Origin of the sequence: Anaerobacillus alkalilacustris (genome assembly GCF_001866005.1) — a bacterium.
Lineage (GTDB): Bacteria > Bacillota > Bacilli > Bacillales > Anaerobacillaceae > Anaerobacillus > Anaerobacillus alkalilacustris.
Genome location: NZ_MLQR01000001.1, coordinates 397,738 through 422,025, shown reverse-complemented (window position 1 = coordinate 422,025; position 24,288 = coordinate 397,738). Strand labels below are relative to the sequence as shown.

Here is a 24,288-nt window from a genome sequence, read left to right as displayed (position 1 = left end):
AAGGAGATGAATCAGTGAGAAAGGTAACGAAAATAAAAGAAAATAACGGTGAACATAAATTAAAGTCCAAACTACGGGTGGCGGCTTATGCCAGGGTATCTACAGAAAATGCAGATCAACTGGTCAGCTTAGAAGCACAAAAGCATCATTATGAAGCCTACATCAAAGCAAACTCTAATTGGGAGTTTGTAGGGATATATTATGATAAAGGGGTTTCAGGAACCAAAAAGGAAAAGAGAACAGAGCTTCTTAGGCTTATCTCAGACTGTGAAAACCGAAAAATTGACTTCATCATAACGAAGTCCATCAGCAGATTTGCCCGGAACACAACTGATTGCTTAGAGCTTGTTCGAAAGCTGACGGATATTGGGGTGTTCATTTATTTTGAGAAAGAGAACATAAATACCCAGTCCATGGATAGCGAGCTGATGTTAAGTATTCTAAGTAGCCTTGCAGAAAATGAATCAGTTTCAATTTCCGAAAACAACAAATGGGCTATTAAAAGAAGGTTTAGAAATGGAACTTACAAGCTATCATATCCACCCTATGGCTATGATTATCTAGACGGTGAGATTGTAATAAATAAAAAACAGGCCGAGGTTGTGAAACGGATTTTTGCCGATGCACTATCTGGCAAGGGTTCGCAAAGGATCGCTCAAGAGTTAAATGACGAAGGAGTACCTACAAAGAGAGGTGGTCAGTGGACTGGAACTACTGTCCGAGGCATTCTTTGTAACGAAAAGTATACCGGCGATTTACTCTTGCAAAAAACCTATACCGACGAGACTTTTAAAAGGCGGGCAAACAAAGGCGAACTGGACCAGTATTTTATTGAAAGCCATCATGAAGCCATCATAAGTCATGCTGATTTCGAGGCGGTAAATGAAGCAATCGAACAGCGTGGTAAAGAAAAAGGGATAAAGAAAGGCAACAATAAATATTTAAACCGCTATCCCTTCTCTGGAAAAATTATATGCGATGAATGCGGCAGTACCTTTAAAAGGCGGATTCACAGTTCAAAAACGAATAAGTATATCGCCTGGTGTTGTTCGAAACATTTATCGAAGATCAAAGAATGCTCTATGATTTATATACGAGAAGATAGAATCCATGAAGCTTTTATCATGATGGTAAACAAGCTGATCTTCTCCCATAAGGTTGTATTAAAGCCACTTCTTCGAAATTTGAAATCCATAGATTATGCAGATAACCTCATGAAAGTCCAAGAGATCGAGTCAAAGATAGAAGAAAACACAGAGCGGGTTAAGGTGCTGGTAAATCTCATGACGAAAGGGTATCTGGAGCCTGCTCTTTTTAATACACAAAAGAACGAACTACGAGTAGAAGCTGAAAAATTAAAAGAACAAAAGAAAGCCCTCTATCGATCAATTAATGGTGGAATGAACAAAGTGACAGAACTACAACAGCTCCTAAAATATGCTTCAAAAACAGACCAGATTGAGAGATTCAATGAGGAGATATTTGAGCAGTTTGTTGATAGAGTGATTGCATTTTCACCAACTGAAATAGGCTTTGAACTAAAATGCGGTGTTACACTGAAAGAAAGGATTGAGAGATAAGTGCAACATGTGCCTTATGGATACAAGATCGAAAATGGAAAAGCTGTCATAGACCATGAAGCAGCATCAAAGATTAAGGAATTGTATCGCCTTTACCTCTCGGGTCTTTCACTTAGTAATGCTGCCAAAGTAGCGGGAATAAAGGGATATCATTCATCGATTGCAAGAATACTTACAAACAAACATTACCTCGGCGATGGCTACTATCCACAAATTATTGATAACGATACGTTTAAACAAGCAGAGACTGAAAAGCTAAGACGGGCAGAGAGGTTGGGAAGAATACGAGAACCATCATCGAAAGAAGAAAACATAAAAAAGTACCGGTTCTCTATGCCAACACCAAAACAGCTTTATGACGATCCTTTTATTCAATCAGAATATGCTTACAGCTTAATAGAAAGCGAGGTGGTTAAAGTTGGCGCTGAATAGAAGTGTTACGGTCATACCCGCACGTGCTCGTAATAGAAATAATGACAAAGAAGAAGCCAAACCGAAACTTCGAGTAGCCGCTTACTGTAGGGTTTCAACAGATAGTGAGGAGCAGGCATCCAGTTATGAGGTGCAGGTGCAGCATTACACCTCCTACATTGAAGGAAATCCTGAATGGGAGCTTGCAGGAATCTTTGCAGATGATGGGATTTCAGGAACCAACACTAAAAAGCGTGAAGAGTTTAATCGAATGATTGAAGCGTGTATGGAAGGCAAAATCGATAAGATTATCACCAAGTCAATCAGCCGATTCGCCAGAAACACGCTGGATTGCTTGAAATACATCAGGCAACTCAAGGATAAAAGCATCCCTGTTTTTTTTGAAAAAGAGAACATTAACACAATGGACTCCAAGGGTGAAATCATGCTAACCATTATGGCTTCCCTTGCCCAGCAAGAGAGTCAGTCCCTAAGCCAAAATGTAAAACTAGGAATTCAGTACCGTTATCAGCAAGGAGAGATTCAAATCAATCACAACCGATTTTTGGGATATACCAAAGATGAAAACAAGCGATTGGTGATTGATCCTGAAGGTGCGGGGGTAGTAAAGCGTATCTTTCGGGAGTACCTTGAAGGAGCAAGTCTACTGCAAATCGCTCGTGGATTGGAAGCTGACGGCTATTTAACTGCAGCTAACAAGACGAAGTGGAGACCAGAGACCATTAAGAAGATATTGCAGAATGAAAAGTATATCGGAGATGCTCTGCTTCAAAAGACTTACACCATCGACTTCCTTTCCAAAAAGCGAGTAGTCAATAATGGTATTGTTCCGCAATATTATGTTGAAAACAGCCACGAGCCCATCATCCCACGTGAAATTTTCATGCAGGTCCAAGAAGAGATGGTAAGACGAGCTAACCTTTATACAGGAAAGAACGGGAAAAAGCGTGTCTATAGTAGCAAATATGCTTTGTCTAGCATTGTGTATTGCTCAGAGTGTGGTGAGATATACAGACGGGTCCACTGGAACAATCGAGGTTGCCGATCCATCGTGTGGAGATGCGTTAGCAGACTTGAGGAAAAGGGTTCTGACTGTACTTCCCAAACGGTGAATGAAGAAGTGCTAAAGGGAGCGGTGCTAAAGGCCATCAACGAGATACTGGCTGTTAAAGATAATTTCCTTTCAACTTTGAAAGAGAACATTGCCATTGTTTTAAATGAAGAAAGTGATAAAACCACAAAAGACATAGATGAAAAGTTGGATAAGCTTCAAAAAGAACTTTTAAGACTGGCCAATTCCAAAGCAGATTACGAGGAAGTTGCTGATGAGATATATCGGTTGCGGGAATTGAAGCAAAGGGCACTGGTTGAAAATGCAGAGCGTGAAGGAAAAAGGCAACGAATCGAGGAGATGACAGCCTTTCTAAATGAGCAACCCTGTGAAATTACAGAATATGATGAGCAGTTGGTAAGGAGGATTATTGAGAAGGTAACTGTTGATGATGATAAAGTGACTGTAGAGTTCAAGTCAGGAGTTGAGCTTGACGTTGAAATATAAGATATTGATCCGACCGCCAATCAAGGGGACTATCACCTGATTGGCGGTTTTATTGTTTATACAAATATATGAAGATATACATAGATAAAAGGGTATAAGGTATGTATAATTATGGTAATAAATCTAGCGTGTCGAGGTGTAAAGTAATGAACGGTGAAACATTATGGAGTAGAGTTATATCAGGACTTTCTTCTTCAGGAGAGGATCTGCAAACTACAACTGGTCTTTGGTTTAGGGCTTCAGTCCAAGGAGAGAAATTGTACATCGACAGCACTACTGAACATACACCATCCTGCAATCTATCTAAGCAAAGGGCTATATCAAAGAAGGATTTTTTGTTTGTTTATTCTTACTATGATCGTTGGGTGAATGGGGAGACGGGAGTTAGACATGAGGTCAGCAGAAAATCAAGAAACACTGCGTATATTTTTTCTCTGATTAGTCGATTTGCTGATTGAGAGTAGGTTTATTTATACATATTAAAAAGTGGGGCTGGTTATGGATATATTTAATAGAACTTATTGGCAGCAAGGTGGTGGCGATGGAGATAGAGTTTACTGCGACATATGCTTTCAGTACGGAGTTATCTTAAACGGACCAGGATATGCTGGAAAGTTGAATATTAATGTTAAAAAGAAGATGCTGTCTGATGGCATCTCCCCGAGGAAGGTATCAGACCTCCAGAGATTTTGCTTTGAAATGCAAGAAGGAGATATAGTTGTTCTTCGTGTTGGAACAAAAGAAATTCATGGCGTAGGGGTTATTGTTGGCGAATATGAGTGGAATAACATATTTTCTGATGTTGATGGTTGGGATATGCAACATTGTCGACGAGTACGATGGCTTTGGAAAGCCGAAGGCAAAACCAAGGCTAAGGAATTTCCTGTTTACACATTGAAACAAGGTGATACAACACAAAAATTAACTTCTGATGATGTGAAAGACTGGATTGATAGCTTGGGATTAGATTTAAAAAAAGAAGTTAAGATACCTGTTTTACCAGATGAAAATACCGAAGAAACAAGTATTGAGGATATTTCTGATTACTTATATGAAAAAGGTGTAGCTGGAAACTCAATAAAAACACTGGTTGACGTCATTGATGATTTACATATGATTGCGAAATGGTACAAGCGAACTCCTGCACCCTCTGAATTTGAAACGGAAGCATATTTGATAATACCTTTATTGCGTGCCCTTGGATGGACACCACAAAAAATGGCTATTGAGTGGAATAGAGTGGATATAGCATTGTTCGATAAATTACCTAGAGAAGATGCAAACCTGATTGCAGTTGTTGAAGCCAAAAGAAAAGGTAATTCTTGCTTAACTGCTTTTTCTCAAGCAGAGGATTACTCGAAAAATAAATCTCGCTGCAACCGACTGATTGTTACTGATGGTTTACGATATGGAGTTTTTATTAAAGATGGAGATGTATATATAAGGCATGCATACATGAACCTCACAGAGTTTAAAGGAAAGTATGAGATTTACGAGTGTGCTGGAATTAAAGAGGCTCTATGGGCGATGACTCCTGATTGGCATTTAGATGTCTAGCTCTATAGTATTTTTGTTTGGGGTGGTTTTTTATGCTTAGTATTGAAGAGTATATTGCACGCAGAAAAAAAGAAGACAAGCTTAATGAATTCGATCTTGATGCACGCACTCAGAATATGAAAATATGTGTAGATTATATCTTTGAGTACTTCAATAACTATCTTAACACTACTGAAGCTGAAGAAAAAACAGTGCTTCACAGCGAGAAGCTGGAAAAATATCGTAAACAGTTAGATGAATATGAGCCTGAAGTTAGAGATTGGGCTGTTAGTATGTATGATGAATATGGAAAGCAGGTCAACAAGTATATAGGTAATATGTTGAAGGAGGATGAGCTGTTTTTTCTTTATAATACTGACAGCGAATTTAGGAGTGTCTCATATGACTGCTATACCAAACTCATTAAGAAGCTTCCATTTCTTAAGGAGCAGACGGAAATGCTTTTTCTCTTTATCAAAGACTATCATAGGGTTCAAAGTCAAAAACATTTTGCCTTTCGCGTGCCAACAATAACTGAAGAGATTAGTGATTGGCTCGAAAAAACTTGGGCGAAGCATCAAGTAAACCTTGCTGCATTTGCTTTTGATTGGATTAACAGATTTCATGATAATGAAGATATTTGGCCTACTTCACATAGGAAAAAGAGTCAGTATTCCTATAGGAAGTACGACTATGATTATAAGCAGAAAAGTAATCTATTTAATCTCAATTCTTTGTATAGAAAAATACCAAAGAAACCATTCATAAAAGGAAAAAAGCAAGTACTTGAAATGCTATTTATGTACTATTGGCTGCATGACATGGAAGGCGATAATGATTATTGGCAGGAATATTTAGAGAAAGTTTTGTCAGCTTTGAAAAAGGATTGAAAAACACAGTGATAATGATAATATACCAAACACAGGAGTTTTGAGAGATGAATTTATTCATTATTGGAAACGGCTTTGACAGAGCTCATGATTTACCTACAAATTATATAGATTTCAGAAAATATTTAGAGCGGGTGGACTGGCACTACTTAACTAACTTGGAAGCACCGTATAATTGTGTTCCTGAAAGTACGCAAGATTATGTTGAGAAGTACTTATGGAGGGAGTTTGAAAATAATCTATCAGAAATAAATGATACTGAAATAATAGATGGGGCCCTGTCTATTGATATGGGACTTGAAAGTGGAGATGTTGGGATTGAAGATACATTAAATGCATATTGGGAAGAGCGGTACGGATATATTCAGCAGTTAAATGATTTTATAAAATCATGGATTGAAGAGATAAATGTTCATGTTAAAAAGAAAACAAGTAAAATAAAACGGAATAATGATCTTTACATTTCGTTTAATTACACATTGCTTCTAGAGGAAGTCTATAAAATTGATAAATCCCAAATTCTCCATATACATGGCTCTGTAGATGAGGATGATATGACACCAATTATAGGTCATGGAAATTTGAGAAGAATCGAAGAAGCTAAAGCATTAGCTGTTGAAGCAGAAAATAACTTTTTGGAGAAAGAAACCAGTATTTTCAAAGCCTTGGTGAATTATTATGAAAGTACTTTGAAGGATGTGACTTCTTATCTGTTTATCCATAGCAACTTTTTTGAGAAGCTCAAATCTGTAGACAGTGTAAATATAGTGGGACATTCATTTGGCGATGTGGATTTACCATATTTTAAGAGGGTTATGGATAGTATCCCAAAAAATGCTATTTGGAATATCTATTTTTACGATGATAATGATGCTAGTGTTTTTAAAGACAAAATCCTTTCGATTGGAGTGCGATCCGAACAAGTTAAAATGCTACAATCTAAGGAGTTTTTTGATAAGGACTAGGAAATTTGGTTAAATACCGATATTGAAATCAAAAGTCCGAGGAGGAAGAATGAAACTCTACATATGTGGAAATGGTTTTGACTTACATCATGGGTATAGAACCGGGTATAGAGATTATCGCGATTTTATATTGAAACATCATTCACATGCATTTAATGCTCTTGAGGACTTTCAGTATTTAGACTTGTCTATTTCAGATAAGTGGAGCGATCTGGAACGATCATTCACGATTAATTATGAGGAATGTATTGATGATGCAATTAATGAATATTACCCGGATTTAAATGACGACAGCGATTCAAGATGGTATGGAATTGATATAGATTTAGAAGAACAAACAAAGTTTATATTCGATTTTACCGGCCGATACTTTTTGGAATGGTTAGTCAATATAGATTTCTCAGACCCGAAAAATGAAATACCTCTAAGTGGAAGTGACTCATATATTACTTTTAATTACACCAGCACTTTAGAACAAGTTTATAAAATTGCGCCGGACAACGTTTTTCATATTCATGGGCACATTGACTTGCTTAACACTCGTGATATGTTTGACTGGTTTACTCCAAGTTTTACAACAATTGAAGAAGCTGAGATTGCTGAACAAGTAAGGGTCGATTTAATCAATAACGATACCGTAAGACAACAAATACAGTTTGGGTCAGTAGAAAATAACATAGAGGTTATCAAAAAAGAAATGGAAGAAAAGTATGGACACAATGATTTCTATACTGTCTCAATTGAACCGGGGATTAACAACATTATTGAATTTTGTAATGCTTCATCAAAAAATTTAGAAAAGAATTATGCCTCGCTAAAGTCTTTTATTATTAGCAAAGATATCGATGAAGTTATTGTGATGGGACATTCTATTATGGGTGTCGATTTTCCTTATTATTCTGATGTAATTGTTCCTATTTTAAGGTGCCGTAAGTGGGTATTTTATTGGCATAGTAAAGATGATCGAGATAACATAGAGTTATTTATAAAGCTGTTCTCACTAAAGAATTTTACATTAGTTAAGTGGTAAGAGGTATCGTGGAAATGTTTCCTTGAACGTCCGTTTTCAGAAAAACGGCGAAAAAGTTATTGATATGTTCCCGCATACGTCGAACTCTAAAATCAGTTCAAGACATCAATGCCATCAACTCAAGCCACGTTGAGACAGTCGCGTTGATAGAGTTGAAATAGCTTGGTATCAATGGTTTTTGAGTATTTGATTGAAAATTGAAGTGTGTTTTATGTTCCCTCGGACTAATGGTTCGGGGGATTTTCTTTTGATGGGGGTCTTACTTTCACGCGGAAAGGAATTAGCTAACTTAGATTTGAAAGTTTTGCGTTAAAGTATAGATTAAATAGAAGAAATGTTAAGTCAGATTTATGAGAGGTTTTTAGGGAGAAGAATAACAATTGAAAAGGGACGACAATTTCATATTTTAGAGGAGCCAGAAGTATATGCTTATACCCTGCCCTAAATCGCAATTCGAATGGAGGATTACTTATAAAGATATGATACATCTTTATAAGCTTTTTTCAATAAACCTCCTAGAATAAAGATTGTATAATATTTGAACAAATTCTTAAGTGAAGCCTCTCTAAAATATGGAAATATTTCTTAAATTAAGAGGGAATTAGATTTTTGTCCAAGCATATTATTTTTGTTTAGAATAAATTATTTTACGCTTTCCTATATTAATCAGTTTATAAAGGAGGCGTTATGTTAAATCTGCCTATTAATCTATGTGATATTTTAAAAGCAAATTGCATTCTTACAAATCAAGAAGGAATTCCTATAGACCCTTTATCACCAGGTTCTATCAGCTGTAAAGAAATACCTCAGAAAAACGGCAGGAAAAATATCAATACGACGTTACCAAACGGTAAGCTCATAACTTTACAAAAAGTATTCGTCCAAAAAAGTGGATTTATTATCATTGAAATTACTGGACCTGGAACCACCTGCCGCAGCCAACCTCTTCCATTTAGTTTTATTGAATCTTTTATACTATGTGCGCCAGAAGGTACAGAACTTGGATGTAATATAACTGAATTTGATTGTATTGCACAGCTAAACTGTCAAAATGGACTTGTTACTTCAGTGGACCTATTTTTCACTCTTTGCCAAGATGTAGAAATAGTTGCAGACACCGTAATTAGTATTCCAGCGAAATTGTGTACTCCGCGTCAAGAGATTAAAATCAACAGTTGTCCAATTACTCTTCCAAATCAATGTCCAGGGGTATTTCCTACTTCTAATACCTCTGCAGGAATCCAAGGAGGAGATTATCTCATACAGTTATGACAGGGTGAAGGTGGGGATTATTTGATGCTTGCTTTTGTAATCCTCAGTAAATTTTTGCTTGTTGTAATTCATAGCTGTAACACGTCCTCTTTGGAGTTATTATAGAACCTTTAGACGTGTCCAGCAAACTCACTACACTCAACAGGATACAACGCCATCGGCATTTATAACATAGTCAATTTGGAGAGAATAAGGAAATACGATTTTCACAGCTCAATTATGACGTCAACCATGTAAAAAATTTATATATTGAAGATGACTCGCTGTTCGTGTCGATTACGAGAGGGTTAGCTGTGACCGATCAGTTTTTGTTTGTGGGAGAAAGTCTCTCACGAAATATGAATACGAAACAATTCAATGAAGCTGTAAAAAACATAATCAAGTGCGGCATTCATATCATTGATCGAGTCAGTCAAGAGAGCTTATTTATTCCGTTACTCTCTGTAGAAGTGTACGGAATTTCACTTTATTAGATTTACGAAAAGTTCAGTATCACGTCCAAATGATGCATTCCTAAATCCGGGAATACCAGTGGTATCAATCGCTGGTATTTTTGAATATTTCGTATTAATTCCGCTCATCCACTCTAACAAAATTAATTTTCATAGAATATACTGTACTAACTTCGGACAAACATTTTGAGCGTCTTGGAAAGGGGGGGGAGGAGAATAGGGACTAGGATAACTAAGAATATCGACACTCTATTTTATATAGCTGTGAAGCAATTAATGATTGCTCAGCAATTGAATGAAGCCGCAGAAAGTGTACAGCGTGCTTTCGATACTGAAGTTTCGGTTGATTATTTGTTAGAAGTTAATGATCGTGTACAAGAAACATTAGAATGTGCAATCGAACAAGAAATTGTTTTGCTGAATATCATGAAAGGAACATTGGACTGCGAGTTTGCTTATATTTATAACGAGAGTGCACTAACGGTACCTGTAGAATCAGATGTCACCTTTGATACGAATGGTATAACTACGGCCGGAATTACGCATACGCCCGGAATCGCTGAGATTTCTATTGCCGAGGCAGGGCATTATAATATTAGCTTCTCTGTGTCAGGTGTGGAAACTAACCAATTTGCCCTATTTTTAAATGGGGTAGAGGTTTCTGGCACGGTATACGGTTCAGGCGCAGGAACTCAGCAAAACAACGGTCAGGCGATCATCGCCATAGCAGCCGGTGATATTCTTACCCTCCGGAATCATAGTTCAGCTGCCGCGGTAACCCTTCAGACTTTGGCCGGAGGCACCCAAACCAATGTAAATACTTCTATTCTCATTGAAAAATTAACCTAGAACTGCCCAATACTAATATAGAATATTTATTTGAAACGATTGATTTATAATATTATAGAAAGCAGGGATATTCATGAGATGCAATTGTGTTTGTTGCAAGTCGTGCGAGTATGCTTATATTTATAATGAGAGCGCACAAACGGTACCCGTAGAATCGGATGTCACCTTTGATACGAATGGTATAACTACAGCCGGAATTACGCATACGCCCGGAACCGCTGAGATTTCCATTGTCAGAGCAGGCAATTATAGTGTTTCCTTCTCTGTGTCAGGTGTGGAGCCTAACCAATTCGCCCTATTTTTAAATGGAGTAGAGGTTTCTGGCACGGTATACGGTTCAGGCGCAGGAACTCAGCAAAACAACGGTCAAGCTATCATTGCCATAGCAGCCGGTGATATTCTTACCCTCCGGAATCATAGTTCAACTGACGCGATAACCCTTCAGACTTTGGCCGGAGGCACCCAAACCAATGTAAATGCTTCTATTCTCATCAGAATGTTAAATTAGGCTGTATTTAATCGGGTGCCTTAATAATGTATTGATAAGCTTAAAATTGAGCGCTGCCGCTTACATCGGATAATTGCGTTAACCGCTCGATCCATTGCTAGTCTTCTGTTGTTTTGGTCAAGAAGACCGATTTCTTTATAGGTCCATTTCCCATTTATCCTCAAATTTTTTGTTGTTGTCATAGAAGGCTTGAGCAAAATTGGAATGGTCAGCTTTCCAGGAAGTACTTCCTGCATGATTGATGAAAGTATTTCTGCACAGCTTCAATATATATCCATTTTGCCATATCCGTAATGAATAATCATTGTCCTCAAAATTTCCCGGCGTGAATCTTTCATCAAGCAAGCCTACTTTCTCGACAACCTCTCTTTTGATCAGCACACAGAAGCCGACCAACTTAAACCTGGAATCCCATTCTTCAACCTGCATTATTCTGATCAAGATAGATTAGAAAATGTACAACCTGCCCTTTTTTACTCTGTATTGTACGATTGAATAATTCAATTCTGTTTGGAGCTGAATATATTCCTCTAAAATATTTTTAAAATGATGAGGTATCTGCCTACCTGGGCGCTGATGACACATTTTAAATGATTTATGTTTGCGATACTCCCATCATTGGAAGCGAGTGTTCTTATTAAACACTCGCTACCATTTAATTTAAGTAAAACATTTGACAATATCAAAATCATACTTATTCTAGTATATCTAAAGGGGGAGATAAGATTGAAGTATCAGCACAATGTTTACAAGAATTGGTTTGGGAGAGAAGATCAAGATTTTGATGTTGGCTTTAATAAAAAATATAAAAATGGTAATTTCACTATAGGTGGTAAGATACTTATTTATGTTGTTGGGGAATTCTTCGAAAATAAATCTGAATCTCAACATCTATTGCGGCTACCAATAAAAAATTTATAGAATAGAAGATAATTCCCCTGCTGTTATAATGAAATTATAAGGGTTGTTCCTGGGTTTAAATCTAATGAATTAACTAGCTTTGGGACATTACTGAAGAACAATATAAAAAATTAGAAGCTATGCTTGTTAATGCGTAAACCTCACCAGCCCCCCGTGTGTGTTGCCACATACACTCTGGACACGTGGAGACAGTCGCGTTGATAGAGTTAAAGTAGCTGTTGGGAATGGGTTTAATGGATTTTAGGTGAAAATCGAAGTATGTTTTACCATTATGGAAAGCTTTTCATAATGGTAAAACACATTTGGCAACTTCAATAGGTATCGCAGCTGCTAAAAAGCGGACAAGTACCTACTTTATCAAATGTAATGAACTTATTTGACTAATATAAGCTTTAAAGAGTGGGGCGGAGTGTTCCGGGATACTAAATTAGCAAATGCCATTTTAGATCGCGTTCTACATCACGCATCAGTAAATAATATTGTTGGTCCTTCTTATAGAATTAAGAATCACTTAGAACCATCTGATAAGTAATTTTTCCCGATTATTTGAATGGAAAAGGACCAAATCGAATTGCAAGGGAACTTGAATCAGAGGGACCAAACTGGAACGGGAAAACAAAATGGTATGAAGGTAGCATCATGAATATGTTAAAAAACGAAAAATACAAAGGCGATGCCCTTTTGCAAAAGACCTACACAGTCGATTATTTAACAAAAAAACGAGTAGCCAATACCGGACAATTCCAAGGTATTATGTTGAAGACACCCCCCCATCCATTATTGATAAAGAGATGTGGGAAGCAGTGCAGCTTGAAATGGAAAGGAAAAAATCTTTTGCAGAAAAACACGGATTTAAAAGAGTGGACTATGGAATGGATGATAACCCCTTTGCAAGTAAAGTGATATGCGGAGATTGTGGGGGTGAATATGACAGAAAGGTTTGGAATTCAAATGATGAAAGGTTTAGGCAGAGAGTTTGGAGATGCAACAAAAGATATGTAGAGAAAGGCAAAAAGGGTTGCGACAACACGCACATCAACGATGAAGTTTTATACCAAATCTTTATTAACGTATTCAACCCCATTTTAGAAAACAAAGACTACTTTACGCAAAAATGGCGAGAAAAGCTTAGTAGTGAGAATCTACTAGAAAAATATAAAGCAAAACAGTTTATTGAGATCATAACGAAAGCCAAGCCAACCACACAGTTCGAGGCAAACTTATTCTTTGCATTTGTTGAAAAAATGACGGTGTTTAAAGAAGAACAAGTAATCGTAAGGTTGCTTGATGGAACAGAAATTGAATGTGAAATTGACAAATAGGAAAAGGGCTTGGAAATGACTCCAAGCCTAAGTTGCTTCCTGCACTAAACGCTATCCGTTCGATATTTCTAATTGTTTATTTCATGATTTATTGATCCTCAATCCCATTCTATTGACCTCTTACTCTAAAATAATAAGCCCATGCTCGTAGAATATTTATTAAAAATATGAACATGACGAGAGGATAAACAGTTGTGTTGAAACGTTCAATTTCAGATATTGAAAAATAGCCTTGTTCCAATACATTTGGAAGCATAAATGAAAAGAAGTTAAAACCGAATATAAGTATTAGAGGCGCAAACATCAATGTATAAATTTTTGCCACACGTATCGCTGCCCGTTGCTTGCTCTCACGATCGTCATTGATCTTAAGTTTTTCCGTTTCATCTGAGTAGGCTTGCCGCCAGACCGACCATTGTGTCCAGGAACTACCTGAGACGTACACTCGCTCCCATCCTGCTTCCCTGTGAAAAGCATGAGCGTTACTATCAGCTCTCCCTTCAAAAAGGACGTTGTATGCATATAACTTCGTGTCCGATTTCTCAAACCGGAACTTAAATCCCCCTTTATGGACGTTGGTAAGATGCCAGCCCGACTTTTCTTTCTCTTCTAGCCAGCTTTCAAGTTTGTCTGGAGCATACATCCAGCCAAATTTAAACTTGTTTAGTCGTTCGCCTGATAGATCTGTTTGTTTCTCTTCAAAATCGACCAATAATTGAGATTGAGTGTTCTCCTCAGATAAACGCCTTGATTCTTTTTTGAGCGTAATGACAGAATAAATCCCTATCAGTGTCACAACGATCTGACCGGCAAACATGATATACGTGAAGATCCACATCGGACTATCGACGCGGGTTACAGTAACCGACTCGCTGCTCAAATAGAGAGGCAGTAACAACCCAACCTGCAAAGCAATAGAGAAAGTGATGTAGATGAAGTAAATCCACCAAAACATTGCGATTTTGCTATTTCTTGATTCTAAATTATCTCGAACAATGGACGTTTTTACTTCTTCTTTTTGCTTAGGATTACCATAAACCGCCCATTTCCCTTGTTTATTCACGACTTCCCAATCGTCTACCTCAAGCGCTTTGGGGAGAGGGTGCTGCCGACTACGATCAAAAGATATAGAAAATGTTTCATGAGATGACGCTTCCTCTGTAAATATAAAACGGCTTAATTTAGGTTGAAAACGAGAAAGAGTGTATCCCTTTTTTGCCATCTCTCCAATCCAATGCTCCGTGCTCTGAATGTGAAAACTCCAAAATGGTTTCCAAATAGATTTTTCACTCATTTCTTATCCCCCCGGTGTGCAATAGCATTCGTATACAACTCTTCAAGTCGGGTCATTTCCCGTTCAATCACCACTTTACCCAGCTCAGTAATCTCATACGTTTTTTTCCGCTCTTCGTTGGCATAAACTACGATTAAATGGTCTTTCAGCATTTTCGTAATCGTCCCGTAGACTGTACCTGAACCAAGCTTCAATCGACCTGATGTAATATCCTCCACATATTTTACGATCCCATAACCGTGCTGCGGTTGTTTAAACAGACTTAATAAAATATAAAAAGCTGTTTCGGACATGGGCACGTATTTTTTGATTACTTTATCAGTATGTGCGGTCATATCCTTCCTCCTTTTTATGTCACGATGTGATATATATCATAACATGAGTATATCACATCGTGACATGCTAGCTACAAAAAAATTCCTGATTTCTACAGCGCCAAAACAATAACGCCGTGGGGATCAGGAATTTAAATTAGTTTTATTGTAAAGACGCAACCTAACGGGTGGTTCTTTTAACACATTCTCATAAATTTGCAACTTTATCAGCATATATCCTTTTCTAGTGGTATGTTTTCCGAATTGTTGTAACAGTTCACCTCTGTGATTTTCCCCCATGGCAAAATACAAAATGATTTTCGCTTTCCACGATGAAAACGCAACCAGTTGCACAACTCCTTCATGCCCAGTTCTATAAAATAAAATAACAGGAACAACCATTCTTTTACAGTTCCTGCTGTTTCACTAAAGATTGCGTTAGTGTAAGTATATCTTTTCACAAGGTTCCTAGTTTTCTGTATAAAAAAACTTATACAGAAAACTCACATTCTTACTTAAAACTTTTAATACTAAAAATAAAATGAACCCAATTACTGCTCCAAATGTATTAAAAAATAAATCATCAACAGTTCCGCTTCGAGTAGTAGTAAAAATTGCTTGGGTTAGTTCAATTGTTAAAGAAAATGCAAAGCCCAAACCCAAAATTCCAAAGAAATTACGAGCAGGTTTGAACAATAATGGTGCAAAAATACCGAAAGGAACAAACATCATTATATTTCCTACTGAGTAAAGCAATTGTTGTTGGAGCATTTATGTTACGACAGTTAGGCTTAGAGCAACAGTTCATTCAATATATTATTCAGTTTAGCTATGCGGAACTCATGAGATTTGACCAGTTCGTTGCGTTCAATGTCTTTGGGCAGCCTGTATTGTACCCATATTTGCTTCTGTCCATCTTCCTGTTGGTTGCTGCTGTGAATGTTCTACTTATATTTCGCATGTATAAAAATCAGCAAATTATGAACTGAAACAGGGAAGGAGGATGGAACGGTGTATAAACAGGAATGTTATAAGATTTTTATGAAAAAGAGTATTTATTTTGTTTTAGCAATCATTGTTCTTTTACTAGTCTATGTCAATTCGCTACCATTGGATATGACGATGAAGGAAGAACTTTTTGAGGAGCTTGAAGAAACATGGGGTCGACCTGTAACGGAGGAGAAGGTCTCCCTTGCGAAGGAGACTATGCATGCTTCTGATGCAGGTGCGGTCTCGAATAATACGTTTGAGTCTAGGGCAACAGATTATGTGCAGTTTCTCGTAGTAAGTACCTCGATGCAAAAAGAAGAACAGAGTGAGCGGATTCGAATGCGTGAGGGGCATCTGGTGGAATTCGCGAATGGAACGTATGAATACAGAGAAGCTTTGAAGGAACGGGATATGTTAATGGAGTTAGGAGAGACTCACGGATTTTACCTAATTCGCTCATGGCGTGGAATGTTCGAATTGATAGAGCCAGTGACTTCTGTGCTTTTGCTGTCTGCTTTGATATTTATTGGCATAACACCTGTGTTTGCAGAGGAATATTCCAAGCGAACGACAGATTTAATATTAGCTACGAAACATGGAAAAAGAAAGCTTGTTTCTGCAAAAATAATGGCTGTAATAACCTATATTGTTACGGTTTTCCTGTCTCTTCAATTGGTGAATAGCATTCTAAAAATATGGAAGTTTGGTGGTGCAGCAGGTTGGGATGCACCAATACAAGGTATATCCTCTGGATTGGACTCCTTTTCCTTCATAAGCTACGACGGATCCCAGTATAGCTTCGAGATATGGCAGTTTTTCTTGATAATTTTAGGTCTGCAGTTGTTAGCGTGTTTAGCAGTAGGAATTCTTGTATTACTTCTTTCGTTTCTTACGAAAAATACGATGCTAGCCTTTTTTATCAGTGGAGTTGTAATGGCTGTGCCAGTTCTGCTCCAGCAGCTTGGAGTAACACGTGGGATACTGGGATATGTAGCTAATTTTAGCTATACAGAGTTAATGCAGGTTTCCAGTATGTTTACGTATTTTAAAGCCTACAACGTATTTGGAATTCCTCTGCTGTATCCAACTCTCGTATTCACTGTATTTGCGATATTATCTGGTGTGTTGGTTTTTCTTATATATCAGCTGTTCAGAAAACGGCAGGTTAGTAGTTAGGTTACTCTGAAAACCAAGGAACTCTAGTAGATGTGGTAGAGCGTTTGGAGATGCAGTGTGATAATCCTGCTGATGACGTGGGACCTGCCCTTTGTCGACTTTTTGTAAGAATTATTAAGAATTTATAAATTAAAAAAATGGAAAAATATCGATGTAGTGTAGAATTTTTTTAATAAATACTTTGCTACATCGCTTTTTTGTCATTAATTGTTAAAATTCAGGTTACATTTAACTTTTATGTAATTATTTACAATTTTAATATAGTTAATAAAAGACAAACACTCCCTTTAAACAGACTTAATATCTTTTCTGTAACATGAGAAAAGTAATAACAATATTTGGGGGATAGGAAAGAAAGGAGACAGATTATGTCGAAATGGTTTTTAGGTTTGTTGTTAGCATTTTTATTAGTCGTTGTTACAGCTTGTGGGGGAGAGAGTGCATCAAAAACTCCGGAAGTAAGTTCAGCTAATGAAGGATCTGAAAATGTAGTGAGCGGTGGCGATGAGCGTAGCGACTGGCCTGATAAATTTATCTTTGGGTTGTTGCCAACAGAGGACCAAGCGGAACTTGCAAAGCGCTATGACCCTCTAGTTGAATATTTAGAAGAATATTTTGGGATGGATGTTGAGCTCTATAATGTAGCAAATTATACAGCGCTAATTGAAGCGATGGCAAACGGTCATATTCACGGTTCGACGTTTGGGCCATTCTCTTATCTATTGGCACACGAAAGGGCAAATGGAGAAGCATTTGCAATTCCAATAAGACAAGAAGGCGGCACTTTAGATGACATTTTTTACTATGCACAAATGATCACATTAGAGGAACATGGGATCAATAGTCTAAAAGATATTAAAGGGAACTCACTAGCTTACGCTGACCCAGCATCTGCATCTGGTCACTTATTTCCAAAGGCAATGCTTATAAACGAATTAGGATTAACGATGGATAATGTTGATGATTTTCCTTCTGATGTTATTTTCTCTGGAAGTCATGAAGCGTCTTTATATTCAGTATTAAATGGTGACGTGAAAACGGCCGGCGTTTGTAGTACTTGTATCGAGAGAGTCTTTGATCGAGTAAAAGATCATAAAAACTTTGATCAGCTAAAAGTATTCCATGAATCAGCTCCAATTCCAGGGGGACCGTATGTCATTCAAGGAGATTTACCTCAATCATTTAAAGATAAGGTAAAACAAGCATTTTTAGACATGAAAGACCACGAGCAAGGCAAAAAGTTCTTAGAAGAAAATGATTACTTAGGTGGTTACGCTGAAGTTGGTCATGAAGTGTACAATGTTGTTCAGGAAACGGCTGAAGCACTTGGGTTAAGTCCAGAAGATCTACTAAACTAGAACTTATGAGGAGGGACGCCCCCTTCCTCTCTTTAAATAATGTTAAAGATAATTATGTGAGGTGTAAGGAATATGTCTGACATCGTATTACAAACAAACTCTTTAGGAATGACCTTTCCAGATGGTACAAGAGCTTTAAATAATATTAATCTGACAATTCGTAAAGGTGAATTAGTATCAATCATCGGCCCGAGTGGTGCAGGTAAAAGTACATTTATGCGCTCAATTAACTTGCTTAACAAGCCGACAGAGGGAACAATCATGTTCGAAGGGGAGGAAGTTTGTAAGGCAAAAGGGAAAAAACTTCGACTTATTCGCCGACAAATAGGGATGGTTTTTCAACATTTTAATTTAATTAAACGTTCACCTACTTACCAAAATGTTTTACATGGAAGGTTAGGTTATATGTCTTCGTTTAAAGGTGGTCTAGGACGTTTCTCTGAAGAAGATACTCGTCAAGCTTTAAATATTTTAAGGAGAGTAGGCTTAGAGGAGCAAGCCTTTAAACGTGCCGACGAACTATCAGGTGGTCAACAACAGCGAGTTGGTATTGCGAGGGCCATTGCTCAGTCGCCCTCTTTGTTACTTGCAGATGAACCAATTGCTAGTTTAGATCCATCCTCATCTGAGAACGTAATGAATTATTTAAAGACTGTTTGTGAAGAAGATGGATTAACTTCGATTGTTAACTTACACCAAGTAGACTTTGCAAAAAAATTTGCAAATCGAATTATTGGTATTAAAGCAGGAGAAGTAATCTTTGATGGCTCACCAAAAGAACTAACCGACGGAATTATTAATTATCTTTATTATAACAAATAGTGGAGGAGGGAAAGACATGGGGACACCGGCAGAAAAAATAATAACTCCTTTGGTAGAGGAACCAAGAAAAGATATGTACGCTGAATTAATGCGTAGGAAAAAAATCTTATTTAAGAATCAGTTATTTATCTGGGCTATCATCATTGCAATGATAGTTTGGGGTTGGACGGGAACGAATTTTAACCTTTCTTTCCTTTATAAAGGGACAACAAACATGGCTGTCTTTATTTTTACTGACTTACTGCCACCCGATATTTCCGCTATTGGCAGTTATATACAACCTGCTTTGCAGACGATTTATATGAGTTTTGTAGGTATGGTTTTCTCTGTTGTATTATCGATTTTCTTTGGGTTTATGGCTGCAAAAAATACAACTCTTCACCCATTGGTTGCATTAGTTAGTCGGTCAATTGTAGCATTTATTCGGGCAACCCCAGCTCTAATTTTGGCGATTATACTAGTGGTTGCGTTTGGGTTAGGTACCTTATCAGGAACACTTGCGTTAGGTATATCTGGAGTTGGAATTCTTGGGAAAGCATTTCCTGATGTTTTAGAAGAAATTGACCAAGGTCAGGTTGATGCTGTAAGGGCTACTGGTGCTTCTTGGTTTCAAGTAATGGGTCAAGGAGTTTGGCCACAATTTAAGACTGGGTTTGTTGCTTGGTCTTTATACAAAATGGACTTAAATATTCGTGAAGCAGCAGTCCTAGGTTTAATTGGCGCTGGTGGGATAGGATACACATTACAAGGTCATATAAATTTGTTCCAATATAATAAAGCTTCTGTTGGAATTGCAATGATTTTCTTCTTAATTTTAATCGTTGAATTTACGACGGCAAAAGTGAGGGAACGATTATTATGAATCAGTTAATAAACAAGAAAAAACAAACAACAAATCAAATGATCGTTTGGCTATTGTTTGTGTTTTTTATTTTTAGCTTACTTCAAGTTGGTATTTTAGACGAAAGAATATTTCAGGCTTTTTCTAGAGTTGAGGGTTTACTACTTGGCATGTTTCCTCCTGTAGTAAATGAACCGATAGATTTAGCAGGTGCAGCTATTGAGTCTTTGCAAATAGCTATTATGGGAACATTATGGGGAATTATTTTTTCAATTGCTCTAGCAATGTTCGCAGCCAAAAATCTAACTCCACATATTAGCATAAGTTATGCTTTAAAAGCTTTTGGTGCATTTGTTCGTGCAGTTCCAGCATTAATTTGGGCTCTACTATTTATAATAGCAATTGGGCTTGGACCAACTCCTGGTATTTTAGCGTTGGCTATTAATAGTATTGGTATGTTGATAAAAGTATATTCAGAAGCAATTGAAGAAATGGATACTGGCTTGATTGATGCTTTGAGGGCTACTGGTGCCTCAAAATTTCAAATAGTTATGCAAGGAATTATTCCTAGTATTATGAGTATATTTATCTCTTGGTCTATCTTCCGCTTTGATATTAACATTCGTTATTCAGCAGTTCTTGGTGTTGTTGGAGCTGGTGGGATTGGTTGGGAGCTAGTTAGAGCATCACGTATTGCTGCCTATGATCAAGTACTAGGAATTACATTAGTCATTTTTGGAATGATTTTGCTAGCAGAACTGCTAACAAGATTTTTAAAAGAAAGAGCAGACTTAGCAACAGCCAAAGCAATGGAATAAACTCAGGGACAAAGGGGAGAGGCACCTTGTCCTTTTTCACCTTACTTAAAACGATTTTATGTACGATATAAATAAAACGGCATGTAAAAGCGTTGAATGAAGAACGGCTCGAAGGTTAAAAGCATTTCTTGGAGTGCTTATACGTCCCGGAATGCTGCTAATATAGGACAATAATAAAAATTTAAACATTAATCAAAAAAATACCTCATGTAAAAAATGTGATTATAATTGAGAAATAGGTAGAAAATTCTAATGAATAATACTCTATCTTTCGAAACAATATCTTTTCTTCTTCCCTTTGCCAAATGCATTTCATTACAACCTCCCCTACCCTTTTTACACATTGTTAATAGAATAACATGTATACTTGTTTAACACGATATGCTACTATTTTTATAATAAAAATTTTTAGAAAAATGGGTGTTTTTGTGAGACTTCAAAATAAAATTCTCATTGCATTTTTGTTTTTCATATTAGTTCCAATATTCATTTTAGGCTTTGTTTCGTATCATGTCACATCATCAACGTTAAAGAATAAAGTAGGAGATGAGACATTATATACATTAGAAGCGATTGATTTAAATATACAAATGGTTATGTCTGAAGTTAATACTCTATCAAATTACATAATCTCTTCTCGAGAGGTTCAAGACTTTATTAAATATAATGATGAACAGTCATTGCTCGATTTTTATAACAAAGGCCAAGCCATTGCAGGACTTCTTTATGGTCAATCTAAACTTGACGATTTAGTTCTTTATAGTGCTATTGGACAAGTTTATAGCTTTAAAAAAACACAAACACCATCATATGGCCAATTTCTAGAATCTGAGTTTTACAATATGATGGTTGAAGAAGAAGGACGGCCTGTTTGGATATCAACTGTTGAAAGTGATAAGTTTGTAAATATTGACCAACCTATTTTTTCACAAGGTCGTGTCATTAAGGATATTCATACTCTTCGTGATATCGGTTATCTCATACTTGATGTGAAGCTAGATCGTTTCGATGAAGTGTTTAAGAGACTTCAGCATCCTAATTCACAGGAAATGATCGTAAATGATAAAGGTGAGATTGTCTATAACCGTAACCACCAATTGATTGGTGAAACAGTTCCTCTCCCAGAAAAAATAATGTTCAAACAAGCAGGTTTCTTCGTTGACGATTGGGAACAAGAGAAGAGTTTAATCACATTTATCCCCGTAACTTTTAATGAGTTTGAGTCTTCTAATTTTTTTCTTATTTCGGTTAAGCCATGGAGCTTTATAACAAATGAGACAAAGTTTATTCGACAGGTGACTATTTTTTTAGTTATTTTTGTTACAGTGTTTGCTATTTGCTTTAAACAGTTATTCTTGAATAGAATTATTTATTTTATTACTGAATTTCAATCTAAAATGAAACAAGTAGAAAATGGGCAATTAACAACAAGAATGAAAGCGTTTGCTATAATGGAGTTAAATCATTTAGCAAAAGGTTTTAATCGAATGGTTGAGGAAATATCAACTTTATTAATACGAGTTAATAACGAGCAGGAACGAAAAAGAAAAGCTGAATTTAAAGTGTTACAAAATCAAATTAATCCACATTTTTTATATAATACATTAGAATCTATTAATTCTATGGCAGTGTTACATGGCAGCAGAGATATTAGTAAAATGACAATTAATCTTGGAAAGCTACTTCGCATTAGTATAAATACTGATGACAAAGTTACAGTCAGTGATGAAGTACGTCATGTAATTAGTTATATGGAAATTCAGAAGGTTCGTTTTGATGAACGGTTTAGGTTTGAAATTGAGATTGATAAACAGTTAGAACATTATTTTATATTGAAGCTTGTTCTACAGCCGTTAGTTGAAAATATTTTAATCCATGCCTTCCACCGTAACAAAACTGATGGTGTTATAAAGATTCGTGGTGGTATCTCAAGTAACAAAGGTTTCTTCTTTATTGAAGATAATGGAGTGGGAATAACTAACGATGTTCTTAGGTTTTTTAACGAATACAAACAAGGTAGCAAAACATCAAGTCAGAAAATTGGTTGTGGAGTGATGAATGTTCAAGAACGTATAAAGCTTTATTATGGTGAACGTTACGGGATCATGATTTGTTCGGAGGAGAACAGAGGAACAACGATGAAACTTACATTTCCGCTAAGTGAGGGTGAAAGAGATGACCTATAAAGTGGTACTAGTTGATGATGAATCGCTCATTCTTAAAAGTATAAGTAAGATTATTGATTGGAAAGCTTTTAATTGTCAGATTGTAGGAACGGCTAATGATGGACAAGATGCGTATTCTCTTATTCATGATATTCATCCGGAAATTGTCATAACTGACATTTGTATGCCAGAAATGACTGGCCTTGAATTATTAAAAAAAGTACAAACACTTCAGGTAAGGCCAGAAGTCATTCTCTTAAGTGGACACAATGAATTTAAGTATGCTAGGGAAGGGCTACAAAATAATGCCTTTGATTATATTTTGAAGCCAATTGATCATGAAGAGTTAGAAAAATGTTTACAAAGAGTCATTGTTAAATTTGAAGATGTTAAGAAAAAAGAATATGAATACCGGAAACATCTGATCTATGAAGCTCTAACAATTGGGAAAGATAACTCTAGTCCTAGCATTGACGATTATCATTATTTAATTGTAGCTTTACAATTAAATAAAACTTCAGCAAGTGATGAACAACAGTTGAGGGAGTGGATAAAGAAAGAAAGAGAAGACCATTTCTCAGATTTATTTTTCTATAAGTTTGAGAGTTCTCGATATGTCATTGTTTATACTCATTCCAAAGAGGATATTAATTTTACAACTACGGTTAAATCAGCTATGCAGAAGTTAATTGAGCAGATAAATGCACATATGAAAATAGCAGTAGGAAAAGGGGGTATTGGGATGAATGGTCTCACTGTCTCATTTCAAACGACTTGTAAATTACTTGAATCTGCAACTTTCTTAAAAATGAATCTAGTTTCAGAAGAGGATATAAAAAATGAGTATCGTACTAAATACTCTCCTGATGCAGCGATTAAAAAAGCAAAGTCATACTTACAGGAAAATTTCACAAAGGAGATTGGTATAGAAGCTGTATGTGAAGTAGTCGATTTAAGCGTGAGTTATTTTAGCGTTTTATTCAAGCAAAAAACAGGAGTGACCTTTTTAGAATATTTAACAAATCTAAGAATGGAACATGCGTGTGTACTTTTAAAAACAACTGATTTAAAAACTTATGAGATTGCTAATATGGTAGGTTATAGTGACCAACGATATTTTAGTCAGGTGTTTAAAAAGCGTATGCATGTTACACCAAGTCAATATCGAACTAGCGATTGATATTCTCTTTATATG

Annotated in this window: 25 protein-coding genes and 1 pseudogene; 22 read left to right on the top strand and 4 right to left on the bottom strand. The window is 36.5% G+C overall.

The window, feature by feature from the left end; genetic code table 11:
- Nucleotides 1-14 precede the first annotated feature (14 nt).
- From BKP37_RS02220 to BKP37_RS02170, 11 genes are all read left to right on the top strand, one after another.
- Nucleotides 15-1,580: a recombinase family protein gene (locus BKP37_RS02220; protein WP_071308072.1), complete on the top strand. Its 1,566-nt coding sequence runs from the start codon at nt 15-17 to the stop codon at nt 1,578-1,580.
- The gene (locus BKP37_RS02215) at nt 1,581-2,012 is read left to right on the top strand and encodes a recombinase family protein (protein WP_071308071.1); all 432 of its coding nucleotides are present in this window, start codon (nt 1,581-1,583) and stop codon (nt 2,010-2,012) included.
- Entirely contained in the window at nt 1,999-3,570 is a 1,572-nt protein-coding gene (locus BKP37_RS02210) for a recombinase family protein (RefSeq protein ID WP_071308070.1), read from the top strand. The genes BKP37_RS02215 and BKP37_RS02210 overlap by 14 nt, the downstream gene beginning before the upstream one ends.
- 498 nt (nt 3,571-4,068) lie before the next feature.
- The gene (locus tag BKP37_RS02200; protein ID WP_071308068.1) at nt 4,069-5,127 is read left to right on the top strand and encodes a hypothetical protein; all 1,059 of its coding nucleotides are present in this window, start codon (nt 4,069-4,071) and stop codon (nt 5,125-5,127) included.
- A 32-nt stretch (nt 5,128-5,159) separates the two neighbouring features.
- Entirely contained in the window at nt 5,160-5,996 is an 837-nt protein-coding gene (locus BKP37_RS02195) for a hypothetical protein (RefSeq protein ID WP_071308067.1), read from the top strand.
- 47 nt (nt 5,997-6,043) lie between these two features.
- Nucleotides 6,044-6,961, top strand: coding sequence for a bacteriophage abortive infection AbiH family protein (locus BKP37_RS02190; RefSeq protein WP_071308066.1), 918 nt, complete (start codon nt 6,044-6,046; stop codon nt 6,959-6,961).
- 49 nt (nt 6,962-7,010) lie between these two features.
- Nucleotides 7,011-7,991 carry a bacteriophage abortive infection AbiH family protein gene (locus BKP37_RS02185; protein WP_071308065.1) on the top strand — a complete coding sequence of 327 codons (981 nt, stop codon included), beginning with the start codon at nt 7,011-7,013 and terminating at the stop codon, nt 7,989-7,991.
- A 687-nt stretch (nt 7,992-8,678) separates the two neighbouring features.
- Complete coding sequence (locus BKP37_RS02180) at nt 8,679-9,263, top strand: BMQ_0737 family morphogenetic spore coat protein (protein ID WP_071308064.1); 585 nt, start codon at nt 8,679-8,681, stop codon at nt 9,261-9,263.
- Nucleotides 9,264-9,556: 293 nt separating this feature from the next.
- On the top strand, nt 9,557-9,736 hold the full coding sequence (locus BKP37_RS19525; RefSeq protein WP_139193035.1) for a hypothetical protein: 180 nt from the start codon (nt 9,557-9,559) through the stop codon (nt 9,734-9,736).
- A gap of 165 nt (nt 9,737-9,901) precedes the next feature.
- The gene (locus BKP37_RS02175) at nt 9,902-10,564 is read left to right on the top strand and encodes a BclA C-terminal domain-containing protein (protein ID WP_483860428.1); all 663 of its coding nucleotides are present in this window, start codon (nt 9,902-9,904) and stop codon (nt 10,562-10,564) included.
- A gap of 73 nt (nt 10,565-10,637) precedes the next feature.
- Entirely contained in the window at nt 10,638-11,072 is a 435-nt protein-coding gene (locus BKP37_RS02170) for a BclA C-terminal domain-containing protein (RefSeq protein WP_071308063.1), read from the top strand.
- A 135-nt stretch (nt 11,073-11,207) separates the two neighbouring features.
- On the opposite strand, the gene BKP37_RS02165 is transcribed toward BKP37_RS02170, so the two are convergent.
- Nucleotides 11,208-11,453: a glycosyltransferase family 2 protein gene (locus BKP37_RS02165; RefSeq protein ID WP_139193034.1), complete on the bottom strand. Its 246-nt coding sequence runs from the start codon at nt 11,451-11,453 to the stop codon at nt 11,208-11,210.
- Between the two features lie 345 nt (nt 11,454-11,798).
- Between BKP37_RS02165 and BKP37_RS02160 the strand changes: the two genes are divergently transcribed.
- From BKP37_RS02160 to BKP37_RS19025, 4 genes and pseudogenes are all read left to right on the top strand, one after another.
- Entirely contained in the window at nt 11,799-11,993 is a 195-nt protein-coding gene (locus BKP37_RS02160) for a hypothetical protein (RefSeq protein WP_071308061.1), read from the top strand.
- Between the two features lie 290 nt (nt 11,994-12,283).
- Nucleotides 12,284-12,525 (top strand): annotated as a pseudogene (locus BKP37_RS19030) (ATP-binding protein); the annotation flags it as partial.
- Nucleotides 12,525-12,896, top strand: coding sequence for a recombinase family protein (locus BKP37_RS20905; protein WP_425424970.1), 372 nt, complete (start codon nt 12,525-12,527; stop codon nt 12,894-12,896). The pseudogene BKP37_RS19030 and the gene BKP37_RS20905, both read left to right, overlap by 1 nt.
- Nucleotides 12,797-13,315 (top strand): recombinase zinc ribbon domain-containing protein, encoded by a 519-nt coding sequence (locus tag BKP37_RS19025; protein WP_211271412.1) that lies wholly within the window; start codon nt 12,797-12,799, stop codon nt 13,313-13,315. The genes BKP37_RS20905 and BKP37_RS19025 overlap by 100 nt, the downstream gene beginning before the upstream one ends.
- 109 nt (nt 13,316-13,424) lie before the next feature.
- Here BKP37_RS19025 and BKP37_RS02145 read toward each other — a convergent pair whose 3' ends face one another.
- From BKP37_RS02145 to BKP37_RS02130, 3 genes are all read right to left on the bottom strand, one after another.
- Nucleotides 13,425-14,609 (bottom strand): DUF2812 domain-containing protein, encoded by a 1,185-nt coding sequence (locus BKP37_RS02145; protein WP_071308058.1) that lies wholly within the window; start codon nt 14,607-14,609, stop codon nt 13,425-13,427.
- Nucleotides 14,606-14,944: a PadR family transcriptional regulator gene (locus BKP37_RS02140; RefSeq protein ID WP_071308057.1), complete on the bottom strand. Its 339-nt coding sequence runs from the start codon at nt 14,942-14,944 to the stop codon at nt 14,606-14,608. Before BKP37_RS02140 ends, BKP37_RS02145 begins: the two co-directional genes overlap by 4 nt.
- Before the next feature lie 447 nt (nt 14,945-15,391).
- A complete protein-coding gene (locus tag BKP37_RS02130; protein ID WP_084034506.1) occupies nt 15,392-15,694 on the bottom strand; it encodes a VanZ family protein in 303 nt (100 codons plus the stop codon).
- Between the two features lie 240 nt (nt 15,695-15,934).
- Here BKP37_RS02130 and BKP37_RS02120 point away from each other — a divergent pair, with 240 nt between their 5' ends.
- The 7 genes from BKP37_RS02120 (at nt 15,935) to BKP37_RS02090 (ending at nt 24,273) form a co-directional block, all read left to right on the top strand.
- The gene (locus tag BKP37_RS02120) at nt 15,935-17,089 is read left to right on the top strand and encodes a hypothetical protein (RefSeq protein WP_071308053.1); all 1,155 of its coding nucleotides are present in this window, start codon (nt 15,935-15,937) and stop codon (nt 17,087-17,089) included.
- A 368-nt stretch (nt 17,090-17,457) separates the two neighbouring features.
- Nucleotides 17,458-18,447 carry a phosphate/phosphite/phosphonate ABC transporter substrate-binding protein gene (locus tag BKP37_RS02115; protein WP_071308052.1) on the top strand — a complete coding sequence of 330 codons (990 nt, stop codon included), beginning with the start codon at nt 17,458-17,460 and terminating at the stop codon, nt 18,445-18,447.
- 72 nt (nt 18,448-18,519) lie between these two features.
- Nucleotides 18,520-19,269 carry a phosphonate ABC transporter ATP-binding protein gene (gene phnC, locus BKP37_RS02110; protein WP_071308051.1) on the top strand — a complete coding sequence of 250 codons (750 nt, stop codon included), beginning with the start codon at nt 18,520-18,522 and terminating at the stop codon, nt 19,267-19,269.
- Nucleotides 19,270-19,285: 16 nt separating this feature from the next.
- The gene (gene phnE, locus BKP37_RS02105; protein WP_084034505.1) at nt 19,286-20,131 is read left to right on the top strand and encodes a phosphonate ABC transporter, permease protein PhnE; all 846 of its coding nucleotides are present in this window, start codon (nt 19,286-19,288) and stop codon (nt 20,129-20,131) included.
- Nucleotides 20,128-20,928, top strand: a complete 801-nt coding sequence (gene phnE, locus BKP37_RS02100; RefSeq protein ID WP_071308050.1) for a phosphonate ABC transporter, permease protein PhnE — start codon at nt 20,128-20,130, stop codon at nt 20,926-20,928. Before phnE (BKP37_RS02105) ends, phnE (BKP37_RS02100) begins: the two co-directional genes overlap by 4 nt.
- Before the next feature lie 428 nt (nt 20,929-21,356).
- The gene (locus BKP37_RS02095) at nt 21,357-23,114 is read left to right on the top strand and encodes a sensor histidine kinase (RefSeq protein ID WP_071308049.1); all 1,758 of its coding nucleotides are present in this window, start codon (nt 21,357-21,359) and stop codon (nt 23,112-23,114) included.
- Nucleotides 23,104-24,273, top strand: coding sequence for a response regulator transcription factor (locus BKP37_RS02090; RefSeq protein WP_071308048.1), 1,170 nt, complete (start codon nt 23,104-23,106; stop codon nt 24,271-24,273). The genes BKP37_RS02095 and BKP37_RS02090 overlap by 11 nt, the downstream gene beginning before the upstream one ends.
- Nucleotides 24,274-24,288: the final 15 nt, after the last annotated feature.

Excerpts from the sequence above, each read along its gene's own strand:
- BKP37_RS02200 (WP_071308068.1), top strand. The coding sequence starts at position 4,069 with ATGGATATATTTAATAGAACTTATTGGCAGCAAGGTGGTGGCGATGGA.
- BKP37_RS02195 (WP_071308067.1), top strand. The coding sequence starts at position 5,160 with ATGCTTAGTATTGAAGAGTATATTGCACGCAGAAAAAAAGAAGACAAG.
- BKP37_RS02190 (WP_071308066.1), top strand. The coding sequence starts at position 6,044 with ATGAATTTATTCATTATTGGAAACGGCTTTGACAGAGCTCATGATTTA.
- BKP37_RS02185 (WP_071308065.1), top strand. The coding sequence starts at position 7,011 with ATGAAACTCTACATATGTGGAAATGGTTTTGACTTACATCATGGGTAT.
- BKP37_RS02180 (WP_071308064.1), top strand. The coding sequence starts at position 8,679 with ATGTTAAATCTGCCTATTAATCTATGTGATATTTTAAAAGCAAATTGC.
- BKP37_RS02170 (WP_071308063.1), top strand. The coding sequence starts at position 10,638 with ATGAGATGCAATTGTGTTTGTTGCAAGTCGTGCGAGTATGCTTATATT.
- BKP37_RS02145 (WP_071308058.1), bottom strand. The coding sequence starts at position 14,609 with ATGAGTGAAAAATCTATTTGGAAACCATTTTGGAGTTTTCACATTCAG.
- BKP37_RS02140 (WP_071308057.1), bottom strand. The coding sequence starts at position 14,944 with ATGACCGCACATACTGATAAAGTAATCAAAAAATACGTGCCCATGTCC.
- BKP37_RS02130 (WP_084034506.1), bottom strand. The coding sequence starts at position 15,694 with ATGCTCCAACAACAATTGCTTTACTCAGTAGGAAATATAATGATGTTT.
- BKP37_RS02115 (WP_071308052.1), top strand. The coding sequence starts at position 17,458 with ATGTCGAAATGGTTTTTAGGTTTGTTGTTAGCATTTTTATTAGTCGTT.
- phnC (WP_071308051.1), top strand. The coding sequence starts at position 18,520 with ATGTCTGACATCGTATTACAAACAAACTCTTTAGGAATGACCTTTCCA.
- phnE (WP_084034505.1), top strand. The coding sequence starts at position 19,286 with ATGGGGACACCGGCAGAAAAAATAATAACTCCTTTGGTAGAGGAACCA.
- phnE (WP_071308050.1), top strand. The coding sequence starts at position 20,128 with ATGAATCAGTTAATAAACAAGAAAAAACAAACAACAAATCAAATGATC.
- BKP37_RS02090 (WP_071308048.1), top strand. The coding sequence starts at position 23,104 with ATGACCTATAAAGTGGTACTAGTTGATGATGAATCGCTCATTCTTAAA.